Raw genomic sequence first — 26,391 nt, 5'->3', positions numbered from 1 at the left:
TGAAACCTATATACACTATTATAACAACATTCGTATTCAAACGAAACTAAACAACCAGCCGCCGGTCACATACCGACAGCTGGCTGCTTAAAGGTGTTTTGATCCCTGTCTCAAAAACGGGGGTCAGTCCCAGAAGAGGAGCTTTTTTATTGATAATTTCTCAGGCCGCGATCATAAATAAAATTACCGAACGGAATAAAGGCCGCGATAAAACCGGCGGCTGACCATTTCACATGCCATTTGACAGTAAACGCCGCATACGCCAGCACCGCCAGATAAATGATAAACAAACCGCCGTGAATGGAACCGGCAATGGTGACGGCGAGCGGATGATGAGCCCAATACTTCAGCGGCATCGCGATAAACAGCAGCACCAAAAGCGACATTCCTTCAATAAACCCCATCGTGCGAAGTCTGCCGATCGGCGTGTGTAACATACAGCTCCCTCCTGTCGGACATCTTTTTTCCTCTATACTATAAGCAAAGGGCAGTCCTAATATGACCATTTCGCGTCAGTTCCTAAAAAACCTTTATTAATTCAGCCTGTTGTTCTTGTCATTTTTCGGATTTCTCTTGATAATATAGCCAAAAGGGTAAGGAAGGACTACAGTCATGAAACTAGATAATGTTGATCTGAGCATCATTAAAGAGCTGCAGCGGGACAGCCGCCTGTCCATGCGGGAACTGGGCAGAAAAATCAAATTGTCAGCTCCGTCCGTCACAGAGCGTGTCAGACAGCTTGAATCCTTCGGCGTCATTAAGCGCTATACATTGGACATTGATCAAAAAAAGATCGGGCTTCCTGTTTCCTGCATTGTCGAAGCGACGGTGAAAAACGGAAAATACGATCAATTTAAAACCTACATTCAATCCATTCCCAACATTGAATTTTGTTTTCGGGTCGCCGGGGCGGCGTGTTATATGCTGAAGATGAACGCGGACAGCCTGGAAACGATCGAACACTTCATTAACCGCACCTCTCCGTATGCCCAAACCGTGACCCATGTCATTTTCTCAGAAATTGACACAAAAAACGTCCTCGATTAGAGAGAGCGTGAGGAAGTCTGTTATAATAACAGGATGATTGTGAAAGAAAGAGAAGTGAAAAGCATGTCAAAAACAGTTGTATTAGCTGAAAAACCTTCAGTCGGCCGGGACTTGGCCCGCGTGCTGAAGTGTCATAAAAAAGGAAACGGATATCTTGAAGGCGACCGCTACATCGTCACATGGGCGCTCGGACATCTGGTAACGCTCGCTGACCCTGAAGGATACGGCAAAGAATTTCAATCATGGCGGCTTGAGGATCTGCCGATTATTCCGGAGCCTTTGAAGCTCGTCGTCATTAAAAAAACAGGAAAACAGTTCAATGCGGTCAAAGCTCAGCTTGTCCGGAAAGACGTCACCCAGATCGTAATCGCTACAGACGCAGGACGGGAAGGGGAGCTTGTGGCCCGCTGGATTATCGAAAAGGCAAACGTCCGCAAACCGATTAAGCGGCTGTGGATTTCCTCTGTGACGGATAAGGCGATTAAAGAAGGATTTCAAAAGCTCCGCAGCGGCAAAGAGTACGAAAACCTGTATCATTCCGCCGTTGCCAGAGCGGAAGCGGATTGGATCGTCGGCATCAACGCGACCCGCGCGCTGACCACAAAATTTAACGCGCAGCTGTCATGCGGACGCGTCCAGACTCCGACATTGGCGATGATCGCCAAGCGTGAAGCGGATATTCAGGCGTTCAAACCCGTTCCTTATTACGGTCTCCGCGCGGCGGCTGATCAGATGACGCTGACATGGCAGGATAAAAAAACAAAGCAGACAAGAACATTCGATCAGACGGTGACCGGCCGTTTGGCAAAAGACCTGCAAGGAAAGCCGGCAGTCATTTCAGAATTGAAAAAAACGGCGAAGAAAAGCTTCGCTCCCGGTCTTTACGACTTGACGGAATTGCAGCGGGACGCTCATAAGCGCTTCGGTTTCTCCGCAAAAGAGACGCTGTCCGTGCTTCAAAAGCTGTATGAACAGCATAAGCTTGTCACTTACCCGCGGACGGATTCCAGATTCCTTTCCGCAGACATCGTGCCGACTTTAAAAGACCGTTTAAACGGCATGGAAGTTAAGCCGTACGCGCAGTACGTCAATCAAATACTGAAGCGGGGCGTCAAAGCGCATAAAGGATTCGTCAATGATGCGAAAGTATCGGATCACCATGCCATTATTCCGACAGAGGAGCCGCTGATCCTTTCAAGCCTCAGCGACAAAGAACGAAAGCTTTACGACCTGATTGCCAAACGTTTTCTCGCCGTGTTAATGCCGGCGTTCGAATACGAAGAAACAAAGGTCACAGCCGATATCGGCGGCGAAACATTTACCGCAAAAGGGAAAACGGTTCAATCGCCTGGCTGGAAAGCCGTGTATGATATGTACGAGGATGACGACGATCATGAGGAAGACAAAGACCAGACGCTCCCGGATCTTCAGCAGGGTCAGCGCCTCACTGTCTCATCATTGAAAGAAACGAGCGGACAGACGAAACCGCCGGCGCGCTTTAATGAAGGCACGCTGTTATCCGCGATGGAGAACCCAAGCGCCTTTATGCAGGGAGAAGAGAAGAACCTTGTGAAAACATTGGGTGAAACCGGCGGACTCGGAACAGTCGCCACCCGCGCTGATATCATTGAAAAACTGTTCAACAGTTTCTTGATCGAGAAAAAAGAAAAAGATATTTTCATTACGTCAAAAGGGAAGCAGCTCTTACAGCTCGTCCCGGAAGATTTAAAATCACCGGCATTAACCGCTGAGTGGGAGCAAAAGCTCTCCGCCATCGCAGCGGGCAAACTGAAATCCGCCGTCTTCATTAAAGACATGAAAACATATGCGGGCAAAACGGTGAAGGAAATAAAAAACAGCAGCCAGACTTTCAGACATGACAACATTTCAGGCACCGCCTGCCCTGATTGCGGCAAAATGATGCTTAAAGTCAACGGCAAACGCGGCACGATGCTCGTATGTCAGGATCGTGAGTGCGGCAGCCGGAAAACGCTGGCAAGAAAAACAAACGCCCGCTGTCCGAACTGTCATAAGAAAATGGAGCTTCGCGGCCAGGGCGAAGGCCAAACCTTCGCATGTGTATGCGGCCACCGGGAGAAACTGTCCGTCTTTGAAAAGCGCAAGGCGAAAGATAAATCCGGACGCGCATCCAAGCGGGACATCAACTCTTATATGAAAAGCCAAAACAAAGAGGAGCCGATGAACAACGCGCTGGCAGAACAGCTGAAAAAACTCGGCCTGGATAAATAGATCAGAGAAAGGCAGCATTTGTAAAGAAATGCTGCCTTTTGTTGTGTTTTTAACTGTAATGGGAATACGATCCAGACGAAGAGGGAAAAGGTGAGCAGACGGCGCTCCCATTTAAAATTTCCCAATGTGAAAAAATGCTAGTATTCTTTTATCGTTTCCTATATAGTAAAAATACTTTGTGAAAAAATAAGATACGGGTCTAAAAAAGGATTTATAAAATAGGAGGATGGACTGTGAAGCAATTCGTTTTTCGTCTGATGATCCTTTTGATTTCGATCGTTCTGACGGCGGGGTGCGCGGAGGCCGGCACTGAAAAACAGGCGGCGGCCGAACCGTCCGGGCCGCTTCAGCCCGCAGAGCATTTTATTTATCATAAATTGATGAACGGGCGGGGGATGATCCGGACGAACATAACCGGTGAGCCGGAATATTTATCAGAGTCTCTCGGACTATGGATGGCATTTTTGCTGAACAGGAAAGATGAACGGCAGTTTCAAGCGCAATATCAGCTTCTCACCGATTCGTTTCTGACGAAAAATGAGCTCGTGTCGTGGAAGATTGACGGGAATAAAGCGAGCGGCACCAATGCCTTAATTGACGATTTCAGAATCATGAACTGTCTGAATGAGGCCGGAACCCTATGGGGAAACAGTGAATACGGGAAAACAGCGGTGCAGATCGGGAAGGCGCTGGAAAAATACAATACGAATGACGGGTATTTTACGGATTATTATGATGCCGCTTCAAATGCCGCGTCAAAGACCGTGACGTTGTCCTATGTCGATCCCGGCGCCTTACAGATGCTCAGAGAAAAGGGGATTATCGAGGAGAAAACGGAAAACCGGAACCTCGATGTTCTCAATCTTGCGCCCCTGAAAAATGGTTTTTTGCCGAAATCGTTCAATACCGAAACTAAGGAATACAAATATGACAGCGAAGTCAATGTCATCGACCAGCTGTACGCCGCCGTGAATCTGAAGCGGGGCGATGGCAAAGCCGCTGTGCTGTCGAAATGGATGATAAAGGAATTTAAGACGCGCGGACAGCTGTACGGACGATACAGCGCAGACACGAAGGAGCCGGCGGTTCAATACGAATCACCGTCCGTTTACGCCCTGGCCGTTCTTTTTTTAGCAGAACAAAAAGCTGATCCGGCTGTCATCAAGCCGCTTTATGAAAGAATGACTTCATTTGAAACACTGGACACGCTGAAACCTGATTACGGCGGCTATATGAGCGGGGGCGATACACATTCTTTCGATAACCTGCTGCCGCTTCTGGCTGAAAGGAAATTGTTTAATGAAAATATCATTCAATGAATCACAAAAACTGTGCAGCTACACAGCAGTTATGCTGGTGCTGCTGTCTTTTTTTATTTACTATGCGTCTCAGCAATCCGCAGGGCTTTTGATAACCTGCATCACATTGCTTGTCACGGGAGCCGGCATATGGTTCGGGGCAATCTACGCGCTCGTCATCACCTTACTCGTCTTATTTGTTCTCGGCAGCCTGCTCCTGTGGTTTCAGACCGGGAGCTTTATGGCGTCTGCCGTTGCCGAAAGTCTGCAGGTGCTGGTCATTTGGGGGATTGCGCTGCTGCTCTTTTCTTACATAGCGGGAAGGATTCACGAGTTGGCGAAGGGGCTTGAGCGCTCAGTGAAACAGCTGCGTGAAGAGATTACGAGCTTTGTCGCCGTCGACAGGGTGACCGGCTTTGACAACCATCTGCGGATGAAGCTGGAGCTTTCTGAGGAGATCAAGCGGGCGGAACGCTACGGCAATTCCTTCGTCTTTTTGCTGCTGCACATGCATTATTTCAAGGAATTCAAATCCCTCTACGGAGAAAAAGAGACCGACCGCCTGCTGGCATTTATCAGCCGCCAAATCCGGTCAAGCGTTCGGGAAACAGACAAAAAATTCAGGCCGTCCGCCGAACGGTTCGGCATCGTGCTGACCCATACGCCAGAAGAACACATGCCGGCCGTTCTGGCGAAGCTGAAAAAGGAATTGGATACGTACCGGCTGCAAAACGGTAAATACGTCTCCATCACCTTCCGTGTATGTTACTTGGCGTACCGAAAGGATTTACAAACGGCCGAGCAATTTTTAAATGAACTGGAAAACGAGATGATGATGAATGAACTCTAAATGGATACGTCTCTTACTCTCGGCGCTCTTCATGATTTCGTCGGTTTATGTTCCCCTTACGGCGGAAGCAAAAGACAAAAAGGACGGCATTCTCATTATTTATACAAGCACGGACGGCAAAGAAACCGCTGAGGTCAAAATGCTTGATCTGACCGCGGGCCATTTCTCATCCGCCGTCACCGTGAAAAGCGACGGAGACATCACAGCCGCGGACCTCAAAAAGAATCAGCGGGTCATCTATTACGGCGTCACGAAAAAAAAGCTCAGCACATCATTCGTGTCTCTGATCAGCAGCATGCCGCAGCAGCTTATCAGCATCGGCTATAACGCCGGACAGTTCCGCCAATTTGCGGGTTTGTCCCTGACAGAGAAAGAAACGGTATACCGCATTTACGGCAAAGAAGAAAAAACAGACATGCCGCTTGAAAAAGGGATGTCCGTGCTCGGCGTATCGGGAGTAAAAGGAAAGTCCCTTTATACATACCGGTCCGGTGACGGCAGCACCCGCCCTTTTATGTGGAAAACGGCGCGCTCTGACTATTATTTCGGTGTGACGAGCCTGTTAAATGATTCGTTTCTGACGGCGAAAGCGCTGCGCAACGCATTCGGAGAATCAGCGGGCGGCACCCTCCTTTATTTACGGCTTGAAGACATCAGTCCGATGTCAGATGAAACATTGCTTTACGAAGCGGGCGCTTACCTGCATAAAAGACACATTCCGTTTATTCTGGCGGTCATTCCGGTCTATCTCAATCCGGAAAACGGAGAAAAAGTATACTTGGCGGACAAGCCGAAAATGGTCAGCGTCCTGAAAAAACTTCAGCAAATGGGCGGCAGCATCATTATTCACGGCTACACGCACGCATACCGATACAGCGAAACGGGAGAAGGCTTTGAATTTTGGGATGCCAAAGCGGATCAGCCGATTACGTCAGAAAATGCGGATGATACTCCGGTCAAGCTTGAAAAGGAACAGGATTTTCCGAATGAAAAAGCGTACCGGGCGTATGTGAAGCCTTTCCGTGAAAAAGAAAACATCTACACGAGAACGAAGCTGGAGCAGGCGATTGACGATCTGACAGAGCTCGGCCTTTACCCGCTGTCATTCGAAGCGCCGCACTATACGATGTCTGAAGAAGGCTACAAAATCGCATCTTCTTATTTCTCCAGCATTTTCGGACAAGTACAGCTCAGCGGCACGACGTGGAAAACCTCGGGCGCCCCTCCGTTCGTCTCAAAGCCGGCTATGCTGGACGGGATGACGCTGTACCCGGAAACAATCGGTTATGCCGATAACTCAAAGGAAAATCCGCTCGGAGATATGGAGAATCATATTTCGCAGATGATTGATTTCGGCGGCGGAGTGGCGGGCGGTTTCTACCATCCGTATCTCGGCATGAAGTACCTCCCCGAGCTCGTCAATCAGATGGAGCGGATTCCCGGCGGCGAGTGGCTCGATCTGAAGAAAACGAAGCAAACGGTAACGTCGGACAGCGTCAGAATCAAAACGGACGGAGACGGAACCATTCATGTGGAAAACAAGATTCATCCGATAACGGCCTTTTTCAATCACCATCAGCAGACGCCTCTGGAAAAAGCGCTTTGGATTCTCTCCGGCGTGGTGTTATTGTTTATCATCATGTTCGCCTGCTACGTTCTTTATTTGCGCGCCACATTAAAAAAACGAATCTTTAAGGAGAGAAGAAGCCTTGAGTAACATTCTGTTTTTTATCTCATTAAGTTTAATATGGGTGATGCTTCTCTATCACATGTTTCTGATGCAGGGCGGATTCAGGCATTATATGACCTACGAACGGAACATTCCGAAATGGCGCGCAAAGATGGGGGAGCTCCCGAAGGTCAGCGTGCTCATTCCCGCGCATAATGAGGAGGTCGTCATCAGGCAGACGCTGAAGGCGATGGTGAACCTGTATTATCCGAAAGACAGGCTTGAGATCATCGTCGTTAATGATAATTCCTCCGACCGGACGGGAGACATCGTCAATGAATTTTCCCGTCAGTATGACTTCATTAAAATGGTCATCACAAAGCCCCCGAACGCCGGAAAAGGAAAATCTTCGGCGCTGAACTCAGGGTTCGCGGAATCGAACGGAGACGTGATCTGCGTGTATGATGCGGACAACACGCCGGAAAAAATGGCGGTGTACTACCTGGTTCTCGGTCTGATGAATGATGAGAAAGCGGGAGCGGTTGTCGGGAAATTCCGTGTCATCAACGCGGCCAAAACGATCCTGACGAAGTTTATCAATATTGAAACCATCTGCTTTCAGTGGATGGCGCAGGGCGGCAGATGGAAATGGTTCAAAATCGCCACCATCCCGGGGACGAACTTCGCGATCAGGCGGAGCATTATCGAACAGCTCGGCGGCTGGGATGATAAGGCGCTGGCGGAGGATACCGAGCTGACCATCCGCGTCTATAATCTCGGCTATCATATCCGCTTTTTCCCGGCGGCTGTGACATGGGAGCAGGAGCCTGAGACATGGAAGGTGTGGTGGCGTCAGCGGACAAGATGGGCGCGCGGCAACCAATACGTTGTTCTCAAGTTTTTATCCCAATTTTTCAAGCTGAAACGCAAGCGGATCATCTTCGATCTGTTTTATTTCTTTTTTACGTATTTTTTGTTTTTCTTCGGTGTGATCATGTCAAACACGATTTTTATCATCAATCTTTTTTACGACCTGCATCTGGCTGTCGGGTTTTTGGCGATGATTTTGTGGATACTGGCCTTTTTCCTGTTTATGACTGAGGTCATGATTACTTTAAGCATTGAAAAAACAGAAATGAACAAACAAAACTTCTTTATCGTATTTCTGATGTACTTTACATACTCCCAGGCTTGGATCGTGCTCGTCATCTGGTCATTATTCACAGAGATCAAGCACCGCTTGTTCAAGCAGGAAGTCAAGTGGTACAAAACGGAGCGATACAATCAAAATAAAAGCGGGTGACCTTTTTGAAAAAAGCGATCATATTGATAACTGGCCTTTTGCTATTGATGTATAACGGGCAGGCGGCCGCGGCCCGGGAACTGAAAACGGACGGTTCCGCCCTCGGAACAAGCGCCGGCGCAAAAGAGCAGCAGGCGCTGACTGGCGATCTGATGACACTGTACGGGGCGAAAGACAGCGCAGAGCTGACCTATCAGATTCCTGCGGGAGCTTCGAATGCCGATCAGTCGCTTCTGATTGATTACGAGGCGTCAAACTTATTAATTGCCCCGTCTTCTTTAACCATCGCCATTGATGATGAACCCATCAAATCCATAAAGCTTGACGGCAGTTCCAAGCGGAAAACGGTGAAGCTCAACCTCAGCAAAAGCCAATCCGCCCAAGGCTATCACAATGTATCATTACGATTTTACGGCGTATTAAAAGAGGGCGTCTGCGTCAGGCAGGATACGTCAGGCAACTGGATAAAAATTTACCCGGACAGCCGCCTTGTGCTTTCAGAAGCAAGCAAGTCAAAGGGAGCGGATCTCGGCCATTTCCCGTATCCGTTTGCCCAATCAGGCAATACGGGTGAAGAAACCGATATTATCCTTCCTGACAAACCGACCTCGGCGGAAGCTGAAGCCGCAGTCAAAACAGAAGCATTTCTGAAAACGGCAGACAGCAGGCTTAAGGTATCCTATGTAAAAGAATCCGACGCCGGCAAAATCAGCAATCCGTCAATTGTCATCGGCGCTGATCAGCATTGGAACGGGAAAATAAAAGAGCTTTTCGAACGCGGGAACATCAAAGCGGAGGACAACAAACTTCTTCTCGCTGAACGGGTTCTGACATCAGGGGACAAACGGCAGCCCGTCCTGTTTGTCACGGCGCACTCAGACAAAACGCTGGCGGATAAAATCCGCGTCATCACAGACAGCGCTTATTCAAGCCAGCTGGGCGGAGATACTTTGACAATCGGCCGCCTTCAGCCTGCTGCGGAAAAGACAGGCAATAAACTGACACTAGAGGACTTCGGCGCGGGAAATGTAACGGTCGGATCAAACAAAACGGCGTCAGAGCACTTCTTTTACCCTGCGGCGGCCGCTGTTGATAAAGACGGTAAGGTCAAGCTTTCACTTACATTAAAAACGTCGGAATCGATCCGGACGAAGGCGGATTCAGCAAATGACGCCGAGAGAGCGGAGCTGAACGTCATGGTCAACGGACAGCCGAATGCGGTGCGTCTTGATGATCTCGGTAATAAAGATAAAGACGGCTTTTACCACGTCTCAATCCCGATTGATCCGAAGCTTTTGCGAAGCAGCAGGTACATTGACCTGCAATTTGTCACATCAGGTTTGAAACATAACAATCCGTGTATCGACCGTGACGAAAACAAATGGGTCTATATTGATAAAAGCAGCACGCTGACGTATCCGGTAAGCGATGCGGCGCAGAAAGCTGATTTCGGGCAATGGCCGCTCCCGTTTGCGGGCGGCGGGAAAGAGAAAACAGTGATCGTCATCCCGGATGGCGTAAACATACAGACACTGAAAGAACTTTCTCTGGTGGCGGATTCATTCGGAAACGGCTTTACCGTAAAGACGGCATCAGACATGAAGGAAGCGGATGCCAAAGGCCGGAATGTTGTGTTTATCGGAGGCCTGCCGCAAATTCCGCTTTTGAAATCAAACGCCTCTAAGCTTCTCGTGCCGTCAGACCGCAGCGGAGCTTACGATGTTTCTTCGTTTCAGATGCTGAATGAGACGACGAAACAAGTCGCGTTTACCCAGGAATCACCTTGGGACGCCGGCCGGAGCATCGCTGTTTTTGCTCCGTTATCAGGAAGCGGCGCGTCTGTCACAAAAGAGCTGATCAGCTTTTTAGACAGCACAAGCGATGCCGCAACCGTCATTAACGAAACAGCCGGCCGGCAGCTGTTTTCGAATCATCAGCAAATCAAGTCCGATGACAGCAGTCCGGCGGCTGATACGAAGAGCCGGTCCGCAGCACTGAACGTTACGTATATTGCTGTTTTCGCGGCGCTTATGATCATTGCAGCCGGTCTGATCTGGCTGACGGCAAGAAGGAAAAAAAGAAAAACGGATCATGAAAAAAGCGAAGAGTAATGAAGGAAAAAGAGGCCGTTAACAGGCCTCTTTTTTTGTATTTTTATTTCCATTTTTGGCGGTGATTTTTTTATTTTTGAAACAGCATAAAAGCCCCTTTACAACTGAACGGGACGGGAGTATGATCTCTTTTATAATCTATATCGCTTAATCTGTAATCAGAGCGGGGGAACCAATTTGCGGCGCGTGATGCCGCTTGGGGTGAATCCTTTTTCAGGTAGGGCCAACTCTCATCAGCCCGAATCCGACAGCTAACCTCGTAAGCGTTCATGAGAGGAGATGAATGAAACCTGTGCACGATTATGGCGCAGGGGCATCCGTTTGCCTCTGTGTCTTTTTGCTGTGCTGAAATAAGGCATGCAATCAGCATTCGGAGACATCATAGCAGTAAGGGTTTGTAAATCAAACGGAAAATGAAAAAAAGGGGAAGACAACAAATGTACCATTCAATCAAAAGATTTTTGATTGGGAAACCGCTGAAATCACAGGCGGCCGGAGAGCAAAAACTCACGAAACTCAAGGCGCTCGCCATGCTTTCTTCAGACGCGCTGTCATCAGTTGCTTACGGAACGGAACAGATTCTGATCATTTTGGCTGCGGTAAGCGCGGCCGCGTTTTGGTATTCCATTCCGATCGCAGCGGGTGTTCTCATTTTGCTGCTTGCTTTGATTCTGTCCTACAGACAGATTATTTACGCTTATCCGCAAGGCGGAGGCGCTTATATGGTTTCTAAAGAAAATCTTGGTGAGAAGCCCGGCCTGATTGCGGGCGGCTCATTGCTTGTTGATTATATTCTGACGGTGGCGGTAAGCATTTCTGCCGGAACTGACGCGATTACATCGGCATTTCCGGCTTTGCACCCGCATCATTTGCTCATTGCTGTTTTGCTTGTGATTCTGATTATGATTTTAAATTTGAGAGGGCTGTCAGAGTCGGCGTCCATTTTGGCGTATCCCGTCTATCTGTTTGTGGCGGCGCTTGTCCTTTTGATCGTCGTCGGGCTGTTTAAGCTCATGACGGGCCAGGTTCATCCGGCCGAGCATACACCAATCGGCACGCCCGTGGCGGGCATCACGCTGTTTTTGCTGCTGAAGGCCTTTTCTTCAGGGTGTTCGGCGCTGACCGGTGTGGAAGCCATTTCAAACGCGATCCCGGCCTTTAAAAATCCTCCGGCAAAAAACGCGGCCCGCACTTTGGCCATGATGGGGATTCTGCTGGCGATCTTATTTACGGGGATTACGGTGCTGGCGTACGGCTACGGCACGGGTCCGAAGCCTAACGAGACCGTTATTTCACAAATCGCCGCGGAAACCTTCGGACGGCATACGGTGTATTATTTCATTCAAGGCGTTACATCATTGATTCTCGTGCTTGCGGCGAATACGGGCTTTTCTGCATTTCCGCAGCTGGCGTTTAATTTAGCGCGCGATCAGTATATGCCGAGAATGTTTACGGTCCGAGGCGACCGATTAGGCTTTTCAAACGGAATCATCTTTCTCGGTATCGCGTCCATCTTGCTCATTCTTTTATTCGGCGGCCGCACGGAACATTTAATTCCGCTTTATGCCGTCGGCGTGTTCATCCCGTTTACGCTGTCGCAGACGGGAATGTGCATCAAGTGGATCAGGCAGAAGCCGAAGGGCTGGGCGGTAAAAATGCTGATTAACTCATGCGGCGCCGCCATTTCATTTATGGTGCTGTGTATTTTATTCGCGACGAAGTTCAATCTTGTCTGGCCGGTGCTGTTATTCATGCCTGCTGTCGTCATGCTGTTTTTCGTCATTAAAAATCACTACACCGCGGTCAGCGAACAGCTGCGGGTCGTTGATCAGCAGCCTGAGGAAATCAAGGGAACCGTCGTCATCGTGCCTGTCGCCGGTGTCACCACCGTCGTCCAAAAATCGATTCAGTATGCGAAATCATTATCAGATCAGGTCATTGCGGTTCATGTTTCCTTTGACAGAGAAAACGAAAAAAAGGTGGAAAAGCGCTGGGAAGAACTTCATAACGGCGTCCGCCTCGTCACCCTGCATTCCTCATACCGCAGTCTGGTTCATCCGTTTGATAAGTTTTTAGAAACGGTCGAACAGAAAGCGAAAAAAGAACAGTTCTCCGTGATGGTGCTGTTTCCGCAATTTATTACGAAAAAACGCTGGCAGACCATCCTTCACAACCAATCAGCCTTCTTGCTCCGCGTCCGGCTGTTTTGGAAGAAGGACATCATCGTCGCCACCCTGCCGTATCATTTTAAAAAGTAACGGAAAGACCGCAGGCTAAAATGCCGCGGTCTTTTTTGTAAAGGAGGACGATATGGCACAAGGCGCTTTTGTCATCATACAAAATGACGGGCGGGAGGTATTGCTCGTAAAACGAAAAGACATTCCCTTATGGGATTTGCCCGGGGGCAGGATCGCTGAAGATGAAACACCTGAAGCCGCAGCCGTCAGAGAGGCCTTCGAAGAAACCGGTTATAACGTGACCATCCTGCAAAAAGCCGGTGAGTATGAAAGGCCGGCATTTGAAGATACACAGCATGTATTCATCGGAGCCATTACCGGAGGAACACCGCTGATGAACGGCCCGGAAACCGCCGCTTTACGCTGGTTTTCCCCAAACCGGCTGCCGCTGTTCATGGTGCCGAACAGAAAACGGCAAATAAAAGACGGACTCAATGGGGCGGCAAATCATAAGGCAGTCCTTAAAGACCGGAATCTGTTATCCATCCTTGATCTGCTAAGAAAAAAGCTGAGAGTATAGCCCGTGTTTCAACCCGTTTGAAAAAGGGCATGAATACAGGTAAAAGGAGGATGCAGTATGCCAAGTAAAACAGCAGGACACGTAATGACGGAGCTGCTTGAACAATGGGGAGTCGGTCATATATACGGCATTCCCGGAGACAGCATTAATGAATTTATCGAAGAACTGAGACATGAACGGAATAACCTGACATTCATCCAAACCCGGCACGAAGAAGTCGCAGCCCTGGCTGCCGCGGCTGAGGCAAAACTGACCGGGCAGATCGGTGTCTGCCTTTCAATCGCAGGACCGGGGGCCGTTCATCTGCTGAACGGTTTATATGACGCCAAAGCGGACGGCGTTCCGGTGCTGGCGATTGCGGGACAGGTGGCTTCCGATGAAATCGGCCGTGACAGCTTTCAGGAAATCAAATTAGAGCAAATGTTTGAGGACGTGGCGGTATTCAACCAGCAAGTACATACGGCAGAAGCGCTGCCCGATCTTCTGAATCAGGCGATCCGCACAGCTTACAGCAAAAAAGGCGTTGCCGTTTTAACTGTTTCTGATGATTTATTCGCGCAAAAAATCAAACGGGAGCCGGTTTACACATCGCCGATATACCTCAAAGCTGATATAGAGCCGAAAAAAGAACATCTCGTGACATGCGCGCAATATATTAACAACGCAAAAAAACCGGTCATTCTCGCCGGCCAAGGGTTAAAATCAGCAAAAGAGGAGCTGCTCGCATTCGCCGATAAAGCGGCCGCTCCGATTGTCATTACCCTTCCGGCAAAAGGCGTCGTGCCTGACAGCCATCCCCACTTTCTCGGGAATCTCGGGCAAATCGGCACAAAGCCCGCCTACGAAGCAATGGAGGAATGCGATCTGCTGATCATGCTCGGCACATCGTTCCCATACAGGGATTATCTCCCGGATGATACGCCCGCCATTCAGCTTGATTCGGATCCGGCGAAAATCGGGAAGCGCTATCCCGTCAATGCGGGAATCGTCAGTGATGCGGCTCTGGGGCTGAAAGAGCTGACGGAATACATTGAATATAAAGAAGACAGAAGATTTTTAGACGCCTGCACCGAGCACATGAAGCATTGGTGGAAGGAAATCGAAAAGGATGAAACCGAAGCGACTCATCCGCTCAAGCCGCAGCAGGTCATTGCCCGGCTTCAGGATGCGGCCGCAGAGGACGCCGTCCTGTCAGTGGATGTCGGAACGGTTACGGTGTGGATGGCCCGCCATTTTAAAATGAAAAAGCAGGACTTTATCGTCTCAAGCTGGCTCGCCACGATGGGATGCGGGCTTCCCGGAGCGATTGCTGCAAGCCTTGCCGAACCTGAGCGGCAGTCCATCGCCATTTGCGGAGACGGCGGATTTTCAATGGTGATGCAGGACCTGCCGACGGCTGTTAAATATAAACTGCCGATTACGGTTGTCATATTAAATAACGAAAATTTAGGCATGATTGAATATGAACAGCGGGTCAAAGGCAACATTGACTACGTCACCCAGCTGCAAAATATGGATTACGCCGCTTTTGCAGAAAGCTGCGGAGCAAAAGGGATCAAAGTGACGAAACACGAGGAATTGGCTCCCGCTTTTCATGAAGCGCTCAACTCAAATGAGCCGGTCGTCATCGACGCCGTTATCGGCGACGAGCCGCCGCTTCCGGGAAAAATCACTTACGGCCAAGCGAAGGGCTTCAGCAAATACATGCTGAAAAACTTCTTTGAAAACCAAAAAATCGAAATGCCGTCACTCAAGAAAAGCTTAAAACGGCTGTTTTAAAAAATAAAAATAAACAGGCAGTATGCCTGTTTATTTTTTAGTTATTTACCCAGATAAGCCATAGTAAAAGCCCGGCTTTTTATTTTAGTTTTTACTTCAATAAGGTCATCCCGGGTTATATGGAATAGGTCAGCCAATTTCCAAGGGAGCCACCCATCTTTTCATAGAATTTTTGTGCATGGTAATTATCAGATGCAATTATCCACGACATATGCGCATACCCGTTTTCTTTTGTAAATGTTTCGCATCTTTTAAACAGTTCTTTGGCTGCTTCTGTACCTCTTGCTTTTTCTATCACGAATAAATCATTCATTACTGTTATTTTATCTGCTTTCGTCGTACTAAAACTAAAATATAATGTTGCAAAGCCAATAAGTTTCCCATCTTGTTCAGCAACGAATTGAATACCCCTGTTCTTCTCAAATAACATTTCAATCAAATGATGTATCTTTTCAATCGGTGGCTTAGGTCTTTTATAAAAATCCACGATATATAAATACATTAAATCGGTCAATTGTTTTACATCATAGGGTTCCGCGCTTCTGATTATCATATGTTTCCCTCCTCACTCTTTTTAAATTTTTGTTATACAAAACTTACGCAAACACTCCAAATAATGCAATTTTTTAAAATGGTTGAGCCGGTTTGTTTTTTAAGAAAAATCAAGAAGGCGGAATCATTCTCATGAAGCGCTTAACTCAAATGAGCCGGCCGTCTATCGGCGACGAGCCGCCGCTTCCGGCATTCAGCATGAGGCTATGTATTTAATGCCCGCTCTATTACTTTAAGGAGGAAACAGAATGCAAGCAGTCAAACAATTTTCATTCATTCCGGAAGTATCGGGCTGTTTTTTATCCGTTAAATTAAATTCATCTTTTAGAGTCTCAGCTGTGCGAGAAGGCTTTTTTCACTGGTGTACTTATTTGTCGCACGATAAAATTGCAATAACTGAAAGGAGGGGTGCAAGTGATAAAGAGAAAAAGGACTCAGAGGAGTTTAGATAATGGATGAAAAAAAGAAAGAAGTTCAAAGAAAATATAGAGAAGAGATTAAGAGAAAGAAACAGCAAAAAGAAGATGATAAAAACTTCACAAGAGAGGCCTTTATTGTTGTGACGATAATCGTGCTGTTTATTTTTTTGAATTTCATGTTCAAAAGTTTTTAACAAAAAATCCCTGATCAAACAGTAAAACGGCTGGCCCGAGATTTTCAGATTCCCACTGGGTCCATCGTAAAAAACAGCATATACTTAAATCATTGGTTTTTAAAGACGATACCAGCCTTCATGACATGATATTAAAGGCATTGAAGCAAACAAAAAAAACAGACCGGTCATAATTATCAGTTATATGCTTCAAAGGGTAAGCTTTGTCTCAGGGCTTGGCCTGACCCGTCGGAAGTTTGGGTATTAGAGACGGGCGTAAACATCACAGGATTTCAGTATAGCACCTCAATTAATGAGACAGCTACGAAGGTCAAACTCCGGCGCCAGAAAGACAATAAGACGTACACTGCCACTGCAAAAGATAATTCAGGAATTAATAAATACGGGGTTCTGCAGTATGTGGAAACTGTCTCGGATAATATTAATCAGGCGCAGCTTCAGCAGCGAGCGAACGTACTCCAATCACAGAAAGAAGGTGTGAAAAAGGAATTAAAGAGTATTCAAGCAATTGGTATTCCTGATTTGCAGAGCGGGCTTCCGGTGTATATTTCTATTCCGGAAGTGGGCGTAAAGAAAACATATTGGATTGATTCCGACAAGCACGAATTCAAAGGCAGCTCCACACGATGACAATTGATGTGGTTGAGAAAAACACAATTCCGGACGGGGCTTCATCATGAGGTTAAGCGAAGCAATTAAACATCTGGCTGTCGGTGCTGTTGGCTCTGAGTCGCCGGTGGATATTATGCCGGCTGAAGTGGTTTCCGTTTCACCTATTGAAATAAGGTTTAATGAAAAAGACAAATTAATAATACCCTCTGATTTGATTATTGTTCCAAAGCGTCTGCGGGTCGGTGAAGAAGAAGCGTTGAATACTGGTGAACGTGTGATGGTTGTCTCCTTAAAAGGCGGGCAATCATTTTTTATTCTCGATAAAATTTAATGATAGTAATCCTGAAAAAATAAATAATTGTAAAGGCCTAATCTATGCCTTAAAATAACTATAATATTTTGAAAATTTTATCCGAGGTGGGTTATGAAAACTATTGGTCTTATTGGCGGAATGAGTTGGGAATCTTCAGCTGAGTATTATCGAATTATCAATGAAGAAATAAAAAAGAAGTTAGGAGGGCTTCACTCGGCAAAATGCCTTTTATACAGTGTTGATTTTAAGGAAATTGAACATTATCAATCCATAGGAGCTTGGGATAAAGCAGGTGAAGCTTTAGGTCAAGTTGCAAGATCATTAGAAAAAGCAGGTGCAGATTTTATTGTAATATGTACAAATACTATGCATAAAGTTCTTGGATATATCCAAGAAATGATCACTATACCTATTTTGCATATTGCCGATGCAACTGCAGAACAAATTATTAGACAAGACATTCGCTCAGTAGGATTGCTAGGTACTAAATATACGATGGAACAAGATTTTTATAAATCACGTATTGCGTCTCATGATATTAATGTCATTGTTCCTGATGATGATGAAAGAGAATTGATAAATAATATTATTTATCAAGAACTGTGTCTGGGTGAAATTAAACAGTCTTCCAAAAACATTTATAAGAAGATCATAAATAATTTGGTGGATAGAGGAGCAGAAGGAATCATTCTTGGATGCACTGAAATTGGACTATTAGTAAAGGCAGAGGATTCAAAAGTGCCATTATTTGATACGACTTTAATCCATGCTCAAAAAGCAGTAAATAAATCCCTTTCGATTTCTTCTTAGAATGATTATTTCTTATATTTTAAAACCGCTCTTTAGGAGCGGTTTTTATTATGGTTCATTCAATCAATAAATGGAGGAACGTTATAAGAGTGATTTTTTCTTGAACCTTTCCCCAGAAATTGAATTTGATGATATTGAAGATGACAGTGAAGTAATAGAGACATCGCGCACATATAGAATTGACTTTGAAAATGGGCGAATTACTAACGAGCTGATCGCAGGGCTTGAGGAATTAAGCAATTTGTTTATATGGCCCTGTATACAGAGCGGTATTCCTATTCTATTTTCAGTCATGACATTGGAAATGAGCTTCAAGAGGTTTTTTCTGACAACGAGACAACAGACGCATATAAAAAAATGGAGATCCCGAGACTGATCGAAGAAGCTTTAATTTATGATGATCGAATTTCTTCAGTCACTGATTTTGAGATTGATAAATCAGGTAATAGGTTCATAGTTTCTTTTATCGTAGAGACAGACGAGGGCACTGTGGAGATCAAGGAGATGCTTGGCGAGGATGTTTGAAGATCAAACGTTTGAGGAGATTATGGATCGTATGCTGTCCCGTATTTCTGCGGATATTGATACAAGAGAAGGCAGCGTCATTTACAATGCGCTCGCGCCTGCGGCCGCTGAGCTCGCAAAGTCATATATTTGGCTTGATACAGTGCTGGAGCTCGTGTGATCCGGAATCATTTCAAAACGAAAGAGAAGCCCGAGGATTATTAAAAAACAGTCCCTAATTTGTCCGCTTATTTTTGAACATTTGATCCAAGATGAACATAAAGAGGGTGAATAAGAAGGACACCGTAATCATATCTATCAGAAATATATTAGAGGTTCTTTTTATTAATAGCAGCCATACCACCTGCAAAACTAAAGAAATAGAAAAATAGGATATATATGTCATTATTCTCATATTTGTTACCCCCTTAGCCTAATTTCTCTTTTGTGATCTTATCCAAATTAGTGAAAAGGATATCCAATCCCGAAAATAAGAAAGTGATGAACAATGAAAGAAGAATTTCTCCACCTTGAAATATAGATATGTTCTCAATGATATGATTGGAAACGTATTGGATTGAGAAGTAAACAGCAGCCCATGCAAAAATGAATTCAAGGATATAGGCTGACCAAGCAGGCAATGTCAAAACATGAGTCATTCCTTTTACAATTGCTGTAAGGATAAGCATATAAACTAAAGCTAAGATACTTACGACGACAGAAAATATGTATAAGTCTGAAAGTGAACCATAGATGATATATTCTCCGAAAAAATGATTTACAGTTATAGCTGCAAAATACATAACTAGGCTGGGTACAGTTATAGCCAAGAACAGGGAGAATCCAATAAGTACGATGAATGCTGCATGAGCTAAGCGGTTGGGCGGTGTATCCACGATCTCTTTTTTTAATAGAATCATAAAAATAAGAGATGAAATCACAAGGCAGCATAAGAAAGTGAGCAGAACAGTAAAAAAGACAGTCATGTGACATCTCCAATGAAAAAGTGCTATTAGAGTGAATCTAACAGCACTTTGCATTACTTCATACGTATTTTCCTGACGATCATTTATGAATGATTTTAAAATGCTTTCATTGCTAAAGTTGTCAATTGAGCGAGGTTTTTAGCCTGGCTGTCAGAAAGTCCGGACTTTTTAAGTGAAAGATAAAGATTCTTTTCCACGTCAGCCCAGCTTAAGGCGACATACTCGTTCAGCATTTTCTTTAAAACCGGTTCGATGTGTTCATTGAAAACGGATTCGAGTTCATTTCTTATTTTCTTTCCTGCTAATTTTTCAACAAGATTGAATAATTTTGTTTTATTTTTCAGCACTTCTCTGATTACATCTTTGACTGGTTTTGACACAGATGCATCGCTTTGTGCTTTAAGTCCGTAGGAAAATTGCGTATCAGTCTGATAAAAAAATGATTTGGTCGTTCCAGTGGCATTGGCAGTATTATTATGATTTTCTTTAGCTAAGGATGCGGGGACAAAAGCAGTAGTTACAAGGGCTAAAGATGCGGCAAACAGAATGCCTTTAGCTGCGTGTCTAATGGGAAATCCTCCTTTAGAAATGTAGTGTAGAGAGAAATGAAAGACTATGTATTTAGGCGGGACCGATATGATCCGCTTTGAACATTTTCCCCTCTCAGATACCATTCTATCAATAGGTATTTTTGGGGTAAATAGGATTTTAATACAGTATTTTTCTTATAATTCAAAATCTTCTTTAGTAGGATTCATTTTGGCTGCAGTTTCGATGAGATGGGACATGGGCTGGAGCCTATATAACACATGTACAGGCTGATTGAGGCGGAATCACATTATCGGAGCGGTTTATAATTTAGGGTTAATGAATAAAAATAAACAGGCGGCATGCCTGTTTATTTTCGTTTGCGTGAAAGAGCGAAGAAAAACGGGAAGGCGGAGCCGGCCAATAACGTACCGAATAAAAACATGCCCCCGATGAACACATGATAGTTCACCCCGCCGATCCAAAGCCCCGTGATTAAGGAAACGATGCTTAATGCGATCATCAAAAAGCCGGGAATCAGACGTTTCTTACCCGTTGTCCGATAAGCGATAAGAGAACAGAAGATGCCGATGACAATCGGCACAATCCACAGATAAAAAAGGATAAATACTGACATAAGCAAAACTCCGATTTTTCTTCTATCATACCAAAAACGCCCGGAAAAAGATACGAACGGCACCCGGCGTCAAAAGAAAAACCGGCCGCAATGGCCGGTTTTTTTCTAACGGAATGAATCGTAGATCACAAACAGATTAAGCGCGATCACCAAAACCGCAATCAGCCAGGCGAGAGCCGTCACCCATTTTCGGTTCGTCAGGGCGCCCATCAGGCGTTTGTTGCTTGTAAACATAATCAGCGGCACGAGCGCAAAGGAGATGCCGAATGAAAGAACGACCTGGCTCCATACGAGCGCTTCTGTGGCGTTGACCCCCGAGATAATGATGATCATCGGCGGAATGATGGTAATGAAACGCCGCAAATAAAGCGGGATACGGTAACGGATGAAGCCCTGCATGATAATATCGCCTGACAATGTGCCGACAGAAGAGCTTGAAAGCCCTGCGGCCAGCAGCCCGATCCCGAAGAGAATGGCTGAAGCCGGTCCGATATAGTGGCCGAATTGCTGATAAGCCACGTCTAAATCTTCTACATACAGCCCGTTCTTGAAGAAAAGCGCGGCAGCGACGATGAGCATGCTTGCGTTAATCGCCCCGGCGATCACCATCGCGATGAGAATGTCAATCGTCTCGAATCTAAAAATCTTTTTCCGCTCACTATCCGTTTTTCCGACGACACGGCGCTGTGTCAGTGCGGAATGTAAGTAAATGGCATGCGGCATCACGGTTGCGCCGAGTATCCCGGTTGCCAAGAGCACACTGTCCATTCCGTCAATTTTCGGGATAAACAGCCCCTCGAGAACGGAGGCGGCGTCAGGTTTGGCAAAGAAGGTTTGCAGAGCGAAGGCGATCACCACGACGAACAGAAGTCCGGCAATGCCCGCTTCCAGCGCCCGGTAACCCCGGCGCTGCAACTCTAAAATCGCGAATGATCCGATCGCCGCGATAATGGCCGCTTCAACCATCGGTATGCCGAACAGCAGGTTGAGTCCGAGCGCCGCCCCGATAAATTCTGCCAGATCAGTTGCCATAATCACCAGTTCACCCTGTATCCACAGCCCGGCTGATACCCATTTCGGATACCGGTCTCTGGCGATTTCCGGAAGGTTTTTACCCGTGGCAATGCCGAGCTTCGCGGAAAGAACTTGAATTAAAAAAGCCATCAAGTTTGAAAAGAGGATGACCCACAGCAGCATATACCCATACTTCGAACCAGCTGAGATATTCGTAGCGAAGTTTCCCGGATCAATGTAGGCAATCGCCGCGATAAAGGCGGGGCCTAAAAAAGGCAGAAGCCGCTTGAATCCCTTGCTTTTGCCGTCAAGTGCATCCTGCACGGCTTTTGCTTGCAGTGATTGTGCTGAGATGTCTTTGCTCATTATGTCTCACCTAAATTCCGATAGATTTTTAGCTAAATAACAAAAAGTTTCCTAGATGCAAATTATTTTATCTACATCATAAATCCGCTATTATAAGATGTCAAGTTCTTTATGTTCAATAAACCGGCACATTGATGCCCTGTTTTATCTATGATATGTATCCCGCCGAAGAAAGGTCCGAAAATGAAAACGGCATCGTTCCGGGAAAGAAGCGATGCCGTTCGCAAAGCGTGTTTCCGCGTCGGATCATGCGCGGATGCGTGGAGCGTTCTTTTAAAAAGGTGAAAAGAGGACACTTGCCTATATAACTTCACAACTTTCTGTCCGCCCAACTGATTTGAGAAAAAGACGCTGTATTTCCTCCGTTTTCCCGGGTAAATAGAATAATAATGTTTCTTTCCATTGGAAGATAAAACCTTTCTGTACCATTCAAATGACCTCCGGAAAAACTCCGGCCGCTCTGAATAAACGTTTGAATCAACGATATTTCAGTGATTCCAGTCTAATAAACCGCTGTTATCTATCAAAAAAAGAATCGGCATGGTCACTTGCGAAGAAAAGAAGTTGGAGCATTAGACTTATTTCAGTCTCCCGGGCGAAAAAGTATAATAACGTCAGGAAAGCTTTCCGGCCATATGATAAAAGAGGGGGAATTTTCTTGGTACGTCGTTTGTCGATCATTTCTTTAGCCATGATTTTTGCTGTTTCTTTATTCGCTTTTGGCGGCTCTGCATCAGCAGCAGCTTTCAAACCTAAAGCTGAACCGGACGTTTCCATTTTAGCCAGCGGGGGCACAGTCGGTATTTACGGTGCTAATATGCGCTCATGCTCTAAGGTCAGCTGTTCAACGATCACAACATTCTCAAGCGGTAAAAAAATTACTGGTTCTTGGGTAACCGGAGAATATGTTCAAGGCCACTACACCAATTCTAATAAATGGCTGAAAGTCACGTATGCAGGAGCGACAGGCTACGTTTCAGTCACCACGCTATCTTATTATTACGGTTTATAATCAGAAAAACCTCGTTCTCTTGAGAGCGGGGTTTTTCCTTTATTCCGATTCAATTTCCGCGTTTCGTTTCATCATCGTGTTTCATCAGCTGATCGATTTCTTCCTTAGAAGCGTTTTTTTTCCACTCTTTCGCCTGACTTGTCGCAATGGGAATGGCCCGTCCTTCTTCATAACCCTCATCTACCATCGCATTCGCGATTTCGATCGCTTTTTTCTTCACAGGTTCCTCGAGATTCTTCAATGATTGCGGATAATCCTTCATAGACCAAGGCATCTCTATCACTCCTTTATGAAAAGTGTTTCCCGCCTGAAGAAAAAGAAAACCGCCTCATCAAAAAGAATGACAGCTAGTTTTACGAGAGACCAGCAATTTCTGAATAAAATATAAAGGATAAAGAAGCAAGTACAGATTGAATGCCCACCACATAAGATCAAAATCACCGATAAATACCCAAAAGGCTATCGCTTGCAGGCCTGAACAAAAGGTCAGCACAAGTGATATTAATGCGAAAGAGCGCCATAACGCATGTTTCCGTTTATAAAGAAACAAGCTGTACAGCCCGGTTATCGAAATGAACATATCTAAGGGAAAGAATGACCAGTTCCAGGCCATGATCATGGCGTTATCATAATCTTTAAACACCATGTTTTTTGGAATCCACTCAAAAAAAGTAACAATCCAATAAACGATAAATCCAATATCTGTAATGAGGAAGAGAACCTTTAACCCTTTCATCATCTGTTTCTGTCCGTATGAACGCTGATGCCGTTTGATGACGTTTCACTTTCAGAAATAAAGTTTAAGGAAACGACACCGATGATGATCAGAAGAACAGAGACGGCTTTTATGACAGAGAACTGTTCATGAAAGAAAAAAATTCCGATCACGGAAATCAGCACGATCCCCATCCCCGACCAGACCGCATACGCGATGGAGACACTTATATATTTCAAAGTCAAAGTAAGAAAACAAAGGCTGCCGATATAAAACAATAATAATAAAATACTTGGGACAAGTTTTGTAAATCCATTTGATAATTTCATGCTGACCGTACCCAATACTTCAAAAATGATCGCTAAACTTAAATAAATCCATTGCATTCAACATTCTCCTTCAATCGTATTATTCAAAATTATACAATATACAGAATTTGAAGGAAATTAAACAATGGGATGTTTTCCGGATAAAAAATCCGTCCGGGTGTAAAAAGAAAACGCCATAAAGGTATACTATGAAGAAAGAAATCAGAAAGGACGTGCAGGACGGGTGACAGAAGAGCGGACAGACCTGGAAAGACAACTGAGAGACATTCAAAAATGGGAAAAGGCGCAGCAGAGGGTGATGTTCTGGCAAACATTCACCCGCTTGCCGTTTCAGCTTTTGGACAAGCTGACACCGCAATTTATTCAGAGGAAAATCGGACTCATTCTCGATGAAACGGGAACGTTTATTCAGTCAGGCGGACAGTACCTGACATCTGAAAAGGGCATCATGAAAAAGTTTCAAAAACGGCTGCCGCACGGTACATGTCAAACGCTTCACGACATCCGCAATGCGCCGCTTGCCGTCATGGACGAAATCGCAGAAGCCATAGCGCGTACAAGCGTAAAGGCCGCGACGGTGCAGGGAGCCGCAACGGGAGTCGGCGGCGTATTCACGCTGGCGGCAGACATTCCGGCGATGCTCGGCCTGTCCTTAAAGACGCTGCAGGATATCGCGGTTGCTTACGGCTTTGATCCGAAAGACAAAAAAGAACGCGTGTTTATCGTCAAATTGCTCCAGCTTGCATCCAGTGACGTCATCGGAAAAAAAGCGATCCTGCAAGATTTACGGCAATATGATCAAAACGACCGCGCCTATCAGCGCGTCGCCTCGCAAATCCAAGGCTGGCGGGAAGTCGTTTACAGCTACCGCGATACGTTCGCCGCGAAAAAACTGCTGCAAATGGTTCCGGCCGCAGGTATCATCTTCGGCGCGTCCGCCAACCGTTCAGCTTTAGAAAGCATCGCGGAAACAGGCATCATGCTCTATAAAAAACGCCGGATTCTAAAACGCATGAAGGATACAGAATGATAAAAAACCACCCGAAAACACATTCAATGTGTTTTCTTTGTTTAGCAGTTCTGAAATCGGGAAACCAACAACCAACACCAATTAAAGGAGGAATTCAAAAATGGCACAAGATAATAACAAAATGAGCAGAGAAGAAGCAGGTAAAAAAGGCGGAGAAGCGACAAGCAATAACCATGACAAAGAATTCTATCAGGAAATTGGTCAAAAAGGCGGAGAAGCAACAAGCAAAAATCACGACAAAGAATTCTATCAGGAGATCGGTGAAAAAGGCGGAGAAGCCACAAGCAAAAATCACGACAAAGAATTCTATCAGGAAATCGGTGAAAAAGGCGGAGAAGCCACTAGCAATAACCATGACAAGGAATTCTATCAAGAAATCGGCCAAAAAGGCGGAGAAGCCACAAGTAAAAATCATGACAAAGATTTTTATAAGGAAATCGGCCAAAAAGGCGGAAACAGACGAAGCAGCTAATAAAAGCATAAAAGGCAGACAACCTGCAGATCAAAAGCGATCCGGCGCATCAGCTGGATCGCTTTTTATTTTGGGAAAATCTTGATCTGAGCCGCCGTTGCGATACAATAAAATGAAAAAGGGGTTTTTCACTCGTGTCTGACATGCTGAATTTGCTCGCTATCGCCAATAAAGTCAAAGAAAAACACGACAATTTTTCAATCGCGGAGATCAATGACCACTGTGTGCGCCTCGCAGTGTTTACGGGAGAATATGACTGGCACCATCACCCTGACTCAGATGAATGGTTCATCGTTCTGGAAGGTGAGCTGCTGATCGATTTTAAGGACAAAGAAACCGCAGTGCTCAAAGCAAATGACAGCCTGCTCATCCCGAAAGGCACGATTCACCGCACCCGCTCTTACGTCAGAACCGTGAATCTGTGTGTTGAGCATACGCGTGCGAAAACAGTCATCACAGAGGAACGTCATGCTGATCAAAAAGATTGTATGTGAAACAGACGCTGCAAACGCTGAAGCATTTGCGCAAGCACAGTCAAGGTGGGGAGCATTATCATGTGTAAATGGCTTCGTCAAACAGGCCGGCGGGTGGCGGAAAAACGCAGACGGCCTGTTCATCGCAGAGATCATCAGCGTTTGGGAGAACAGACAGGCCTATGATGATTTTATGGAGAACGAACATGACCGAATATACGAAGAAAACGAGCAGAAGGCTGCGATTCTTTCAATAGAAGTGATGCTGTATGAAGAGGATGAACATGTCATTCACGAGCTGTTACATCACCCTGACATCCGATATGAACCGGACTGGACGGTTCTGAAGGCATAATGAAAG

Annotated in this window: 28 protein-coding genes, 4 pseudogenes and 1 riboswitch; of the genes and pseudogenes, 23 read left to right on the top strand and 9 right to left on the bottom strand. The window is 45.8% G+C overall.

Annotation, left to right across the window (positions count from 1 at the left end):
* On the top strand, positions 1–91 hold a 91-nt coding region (locus NQS30_RS16260; protein ID WP_350322308.1), incomplete at its 5' end, for an IS3 family transposase.
* 55 nt (positions 92–146) lie between these two features.
* Here the strand turns inward: NQS30_RS16260 and NQS30_RS16255 are convergent.
* Positions 147–437, bottom strand: coding sequence for a DUF3817 domain-containing protein (locus NQS30_RS16255; protein WP_003156265.1), 291 nt, complete (start codon positions 435–437; stop codon positions 147–149).
* 175 nt (positions 438–612) lie between these two features.
* On the opposite strand from NQS30_RS16255, the gene lrpC reads away from it, so the two are divergent.
* From lrpC to NQS30_RS16205, 10 genes are all read left to right on the top strand, one after another.
* Positions 613–1,047 (top strand): transcriptional regulator LrpC, encoded by a 435-nt coding sequence (gene lrpC, locus NQS30_RS16250; RefSeq protein ID WP_007410180.1) that lies wholly within the window; start codon positions 613–615, stop codon positions 1,045–1,047.
* Positions 1,048–1,110: 63 nt separating this feature from the next.
* Positions 1,111–3,297: a DNA topoisomerase III gene (locus tag NQS30_RS16245; protein ID WP_012116832.1), complete on the top strand. Its 2,187-nt coding sequence runs from the start codon at positions 1,111–1,113 to the stop codon at positions 3,295–3,297.
* Positions 3,298–3,530: 233 nt separating this feature from the next.
* A complete protein-coding gene (locus NQS30_RS16240) occupies positions 3,531–4,616 on the top strand; it encodes a lipoprotein YdaJ (RefSeq protein ID WP_072588801.1) in 1,086 nt (361 codons plus the stop codon).
* Entirely contained in the window at positions 4,597–5,445 is an 849-nt protein-coding gene (locus tag NQS30_RS16235) for a diguanylate cyclase domain-containing protein (protein ID WP_012116834.1), read from the top strand. Before NQS30_RS16240 ends, NQS30_RS16235 begins: the two co-directional genes overlap by 20 nt.
* Positions 5,435–7,162: a DUF2334 domain-containing protein gene (locus NQS30_RS16230; RefSeq protein WP_069007216.1), complete on the top strand. Its 1,728-nt coding sequence runs from the start codon at positions 5,435–5,437 to the stop codon at positions 7,160–7,162. Before NQS30_RS16235 ends, NQS30_RS16230 begins: the two co-directional genes overlap by 11 nt.
* Complete coding sequence (locus NQS30_RS16225) at positions 7,155–8,417, top strand: glycosyltransferase family 2 protein (protein ID WP_015239174.1); 1,263 nt, start codon at positions 7,155–7,157, stop codon at positions 8,415–8,417. Before NQS30_RS16230 ends, NQS30_RS16225 begins: the two co-directional genes overlap by 8 nt.
* Positions 8,418–8,422: 5 nt before the next feature.
* Entirely contained in the window at positions 8,423–10,528 is a 2,106-nt protein-coding gene (locus tag NQS30_RS16220; RefSeq protein ID WP_069007215.1) for a cellulose biosynthesis cyclic di-GMP-binding regulatory protein BcsB, read from the top strand.
* A 134-nt stretch (positions 10,529–10,662) separates the two neighbouring features.
* A riboswitch (cyclic di-AMP (ydaO/yuaA leader) is annotated at positions 10,663–10,809 on the top strand.
* Positions 10,810–10,965: 156 nt separating this feature from the next.
* Positions 10,966–12,786 (top strand): APC family permease, encoded by a 1,821-nt coding sequence (locus NQS30_RS16215; RefSeq protein ID WP_012116837.1) that lies wholly within the window; start codon positions 10,966–10,968, stop codon positions 12,784–12,786.
* A 52-nt stretch (positions 12,787–12,838) separates the two neighbouring features.
* On the top strand, positions 12,839–13,285 hold the full coding sequence (locus NQS30_RS16210; RefSeq protein ID WP_043021421.1) for an NUDIX hydrolase: 447 nt from the start codon (positions 12,839–12,841) through the stop codon (positions 13,283–13,285).
* A 57-nt stretch (positions 13,286–13,342) separates the two neighbouring features.
* Positions 13,343–15,064: a pyruvate oxidase gene (locus NQS30_RS16205; RefSeq protein ID WP_014416943.1), complete on the top strand. Its 1,722-nt coding sequence runs from the start codon at positions 13,343–13,345 to the stop codon at positions 15,062–15,064.
* Between the two features lie 115 nt (positions 15,065–15,179).
* Here the strand turns inward: NQS30_RS16205 and NQS30_RS16200 are convergent, their stop codons facing one another.
* Positions 15,180–15,617, bottom strand: coding sequence for a GNAT family N-acetyltransferase (locus tag NQS30_RS16200; RefSeq protein WP_218791494.1), 438 nt, complete (start codon positions 15,615–15,617; stop codon positions 15,180–15,182).
* A gap of 247 nt (positions 15,618–15,864) precedes the next feature.
* On the opposite strand from NQS30_RS16200, the gene NQS30_RS16195 reads away from it, so the two are divergent.
* From NQS30_RS16195 to NQS30_RS16165, 7 genes and pseudogenes are all read left to right on the top strand, one after another.
* On the top strand, positions 15,865–16,068 hold the full coding sequence (locus NQS30_RS16195) for a hypothetical protein (protein WP_218791495.1): 204 nt from the start codon (positions 15,865–15,867) through the stop codon (positions 16,066–16,068).
* The gene (locus NQS30_RS16190; RefSeq protein WP_007410191.1) at positions 16,068–16,229 is read left to right on the top strand and encodes a hypothetical protein; all 162 of its coding nucleotides are present in this window, start codon (positions 16,068–16,070) and stop codon (positions 16,227–16,229) included. The genes NQS30_RS16195 and NQS30_RS16190 overlap by 1 nt, the downstream gene beginning before the upstream one ends.
* Before the next feature lie 12 nt (positions 16,230–16,241).
* Positions 16,242–16,909: pseudogene (locus NQS30_RS16185) on the top strand (XkdQ/YqbQ family protein); the annotation flags it as partial.
* Positions 16,906–17,172 carry a DUF2577 family protein gene (locus NQS30_RS16180; protein ID WP_053104570.1) on the top strand — a complete coding sequence of 89 codons (267 nt, stop codon included), beginning with the start codon at positions 16,906–16,908 and terminating at the stop codon, positions 17,170–17,172. The pseudogene NQS30_RS16185 and the gene NQS30_RS16180, both read left to right, overlap by 4 nt.
* A 93-nt stretch (positions 17,173–17,265) precedes the next feature.
* A complete protein-coding gene (locus NQS30_RS16175) occupies positions 17,266–17,964 on the top strand; it encodes an aspartate/glutamate racemase family protein (protein WP_053573176.1) in 699 nt (232 codons plus the stop codon).
* A 100-nt stretch (positions 17,965–18,064) separates the two neighbouring features.
* Positions 18,065–18,489 (top strand): annotated as a pseudogene (locus NQS30_RS16170) (DUF2634 domain-containing protein).
* Positions 18,482–18,646: pseudogene (locus tag NQS30_RS16165) on the top strand (baseplate J/gp47 family protein); the annotation flags it as partial. The pseudogenes NQS30_RS16170 and NQS30_RS16165, both read left to right, overlap by 8 nt.
* A 250-nt stretch (positions 18,647–18,896) precedes the next feature.
* Here NQS30_RS16165 and NQS30_RS16155 read toward each other — a convergent pair.
* From NQS30_RS16155 to NQS30_RS16140, 4 genes are all read right to left on the bottom strand, one after another.
* Entirely contained in the window at positions 18,897–19,454 is a 558-nt protein-coding gene (locus NQS30_RS16155; RefSeq protein WP_007410197.1) for a hypothetical protein, read from the bottom strand.
* 95 nt (positions 19,455–19,549) lie between these two features.
* Entirely contained in the window at positions 19,550–20,128 is a 579-nt protein-coding gene (locus NQS30_RS16150) for a hypothetical protein (protein ID WP_020953893.1), read from the bottom strand.
* A gap of 224 nt (positions 20,129–20,352) precedes the next feature.
* The gene (locus NQS30_RS16145; RefSeq protein WP_012116848.1) at positions 20,353–20,619 is read right to left on the bottom strand and encodes a hypothetical protein; all 267 of its coding nucleotides are present in this window, start codon (positions 20,617–20,619) and stop codon (positions 20,353–20,355) included.
* 105 nt (positions 20,620–20,724) lie between these two features.
* Complete coding sequence (locus NQS30_RS16140) at positions 20,725–22,002, bottom strand: Nramp family divalent metal transporter (protein WP_094032124.1); 1,278 nt, start codon at positions 22,000–22,002, stop codon at positions 20,725–20,727.
* Positions 22,003–22,657: 655 nt separating this feature from the next.
* Here NQS30_RS16140 and NQS30_RS16135 point away from each other — a divergent pair.
* Positions 22,658–23,011 carry a hypothetical protein gene (locus NQS30_RS16135; protein ID WP_007410203.1) on the top strand — a complete coding sequence of 118 codons (354 nt, stop codon included), beginning with the start codon at positions 22,658–22,660 and terminating at the stop codon, positions 23,009–23,011.
* 58 nt (positions 23,012–23,069) lie between these two features.
* On the opposite strand, the pseudogene NQS30_RS16130 reads toward NQS30_RS16135, so the two are convergent.
* The 3 genes and pseudogenes from NQS30_RS16130 to NQS30_RS16120 form a co-directional block, all read right to left on the bottom strand.
* Positions 23,070–23,285: pseudogene (locus NQS30_RS16130) on the bottom strand (DUF2188 domain-containing protein); the annotation flags it as partial.
* A gap of 57 nt (positions 23,286–23,342) precedes the next feature.
* Complete coding sequence (locus NQS30_RS16125) at positions 23,343–23,750, bottom strand: DUF5360 family protein (protein WP_218791496.1); 408 nt, start codon at positions 23,748–23,750, stop codon at positions 23,343–23,345.
* Positions 23,747–24,112 carry a DMT family transporter gene (locus tag NQS30_RS16120; RefSeq protein ID WP_007410206.1) on the bottom strand — a complete coding sequence of 122 codons (366 nt, stop codon included), beginning with the start codon at positions 24,110–24,112 and terminating at the stop codon, positions 23,747–23,749. Before NQS30_RS16120 ends, NQS30_RS16125 begins: the two co-directional genes overlap by 4 nt.
* 166 nt (positions 24,113–24,278) lie before the next feature.
* Between NQS30_RS16120 and NQS30_RS16115 the strand changes: the two genes are divergently transcribed.
* From NQS30_RS16115 to NQS30_RS16100, 4 genes are all read left to right on the top strand, one after another.
* Entirely contained in the window at positions 24,279–25,085 is an 807-nt protein-coding gene (locus NQS30_RS16115) for an EcsC family protein (RefSeq protein WP_218791497.1), read from the top strand.
* Positions 25,086–25,185: 100 nt separating this feature from the next.
* Positions 25,186–25,557 carry a glucose starvation-inducible protein GsiB gene (gene gsiB, locus NQS30_RS16110; protein ID WP_012116853.1) on the top strand — a complete coding sequence of 124 codons (372 nt, stop codon included), beginning with the start codon at positions 25,186–25,188 and terminating at the stop codon, positions 25,555–25,557.
* Between the two features lie 134 nt (positions 25,558–25,691).
* Complete coding sequence (locus NQS30_RS16105; RefSeq protein ID WP_015416860.1) at positions 25,692–26,051, top strand: cupin domain-containing protein; 360 nt, start codon at positions 25,692–25,694, stop codon at positions 26,049–26,051.
* Entirely contained in the window at positions 26,026–26,385 is a 360-nt protein-coding gene (locus NQS30_RS16100; RefSeq protein ID WP_015416861.1) for a DUF4937 domain-containing protein, read from the top strand. Before NQS30_RS16105 ends, NQS30_RS16100 begins: the two co-directional genes overlap by 26 nt.
* Positions 26,386–26,391 lie beyond the last annotated feature (6 nt).

It is taken from the genome of Bacillus sp. B1(2022), from assembly GCF_040259625.1.
GTDB classification, from domain to species: domain Bacteria; phylum Bacillota; class Bacilli; order Bacillales; family Bacillaceae; genus Bacillus; species Bacillus velezensis.
This window is presented reverse-complemented; position numbering and strand designations above follow the sequence as displayed.

Excerpts from the sequence above, each read along its gene's own strand:
- NQS30_RS16100 (WP_015416861.1), top strand. The coding sequence starts at position 26,026 with ATGCTGATCAAAAAGATTGTATGTGAAACAGACGCTGCAAACGCTGAA.
- NQS30_RS16145 (WP_012116848.1), bottom strand. The coding sequence starts at position 20,619 with ATGTCAGTATTTATCCTTTTTTATCTGTGGATTGTGCCGATTGTCATC.
- lrpC (WP_007410180.1), top strand. The coding sequence starts at position 613 with ATGAAACTAGATAATGTTGATCTGAGCATCATTAAAGAGCTGCAGCGG.
- NQS30_RS16155 (WP_007410197.1), bottom strand. The coding sequence starts at position 19,454 with ATGACTGTCTTTTTTACTGTTCTGCTCACTTTCTTATGCTGCCTTGTG.
- NQS30_RS16230 (WP_069007216.1), top strand. The coding sequence starts at position 5,435 with ATGAACTCTAAATGGATACGTCTCTTACTCTCGGCGCTCTTCATGATT.
- NQS30_RS16190 (WP_007410191.1), top strand. The coding sequence starts at position 16,068 with ATGGATGAAAAAAAGAAAGAAGTTCAAAGAAAATATAGAGAAGAGATT.
- NQS30_RS16180 (WP_053104570.1), top strand. The coding sequence starts at position 16,906 with ATGAGGTTAAGCGAAGCAATTAAACATCTGGCTGTCGGTGCTGTTGGC.
- NQS30_RS16235 (WP_012116834.1), top strand. The coding sequence starts at position 4,597 with ATGAAAATATCATTCAATGAATCACAAAAACTGTGCAGCTACACAGCA.
- gsiB (WP_012116853.1), top strand. The coding sequence starts at position 25,186 with ATGGCACAAGATAATAACAAAATGAGCAGAGAAGAAGCAGGTAAAAAA.
- NQS30_RS16255 (WP_003156265.1), bottom strand. The coding sequence starts at position 437 with ATGTTACACACGCCGATCGGCAGACTTCGCACGATGGGGTTTATTGAA.
- NQS30_RS16195 (WP_218791495.1), top strand. The coding sequence starts at position 15,865 with ATGCAAGCAGTCAAACAATTTTCATTCATTCCGGAAGTATCGGGCTGT.
- NQS30_RS16245 (WP_012116832.1), top strand. The coding sequence starts at position 1,111 with ATGTCAAAAACAGTTGTATTAGCTGAAAAACCTTCAGTCGGCCGGGAC.
- NQS30_RS16150 (WP_020953893.1), bottom strand. The coding sequence starts at position 20,128 with ATGGTATCTGAGAGGGGAAAATGTTCAAAGCGGATCATATCGGTCCCG.
- NQS30_RS16215 (WP_012116837.1), top strand. The coding sequence starts at position 10,966 with ATGTACCATTCAATCAAAAGATTTTTGATTGGGAAACCGCTGAAATCA.
- NQS30_RS16200 (WP_218791494.1), bottom strand. The coding sequence starts at position 15,617 with ATGATAATCAGAAGCGCGGAACCCTATGATGTAAAACAATTGACCGAT.
- NQS30_RS16120 (WP_007410206.1), bottom strand. The coding sequence starts at position 24,112 with ATGCAATGGATTTATTTAAGTTTAGCGATCATTTTTGAAGTATTGGGT.
- NQS30_RS16175 (WP_053573176.1), top strand. The coding sequence starts at position 17,266 with ATGAAAACTATTGGTCTTATTGGCGGAATGAGTTGGGAATCTTCAGCT.
- NQS30_RS16210 (WP_043021421.1), top strand. The coding sequence starts at position 12,839 with ATGGCACAAGGCGCTTTTGTCATCATACAAAATGACGGGCGGGAGGTA.
- NQS30_RS16205 (WP_014416943.1), top strand. The coding sequence starts at position 13,343 with ATGCCAAGTAAAACAGCAGGACACGTAATGACGGAGCTGCTTGAACAA.
- NQS30_RS16125 (WP_218791496.1), bottom strand. The coding sequence starts at position 23,750 with ATGATGAAAGGGTTAAAGGTTCTCTTCCTCATTACAGATATTGGATTT.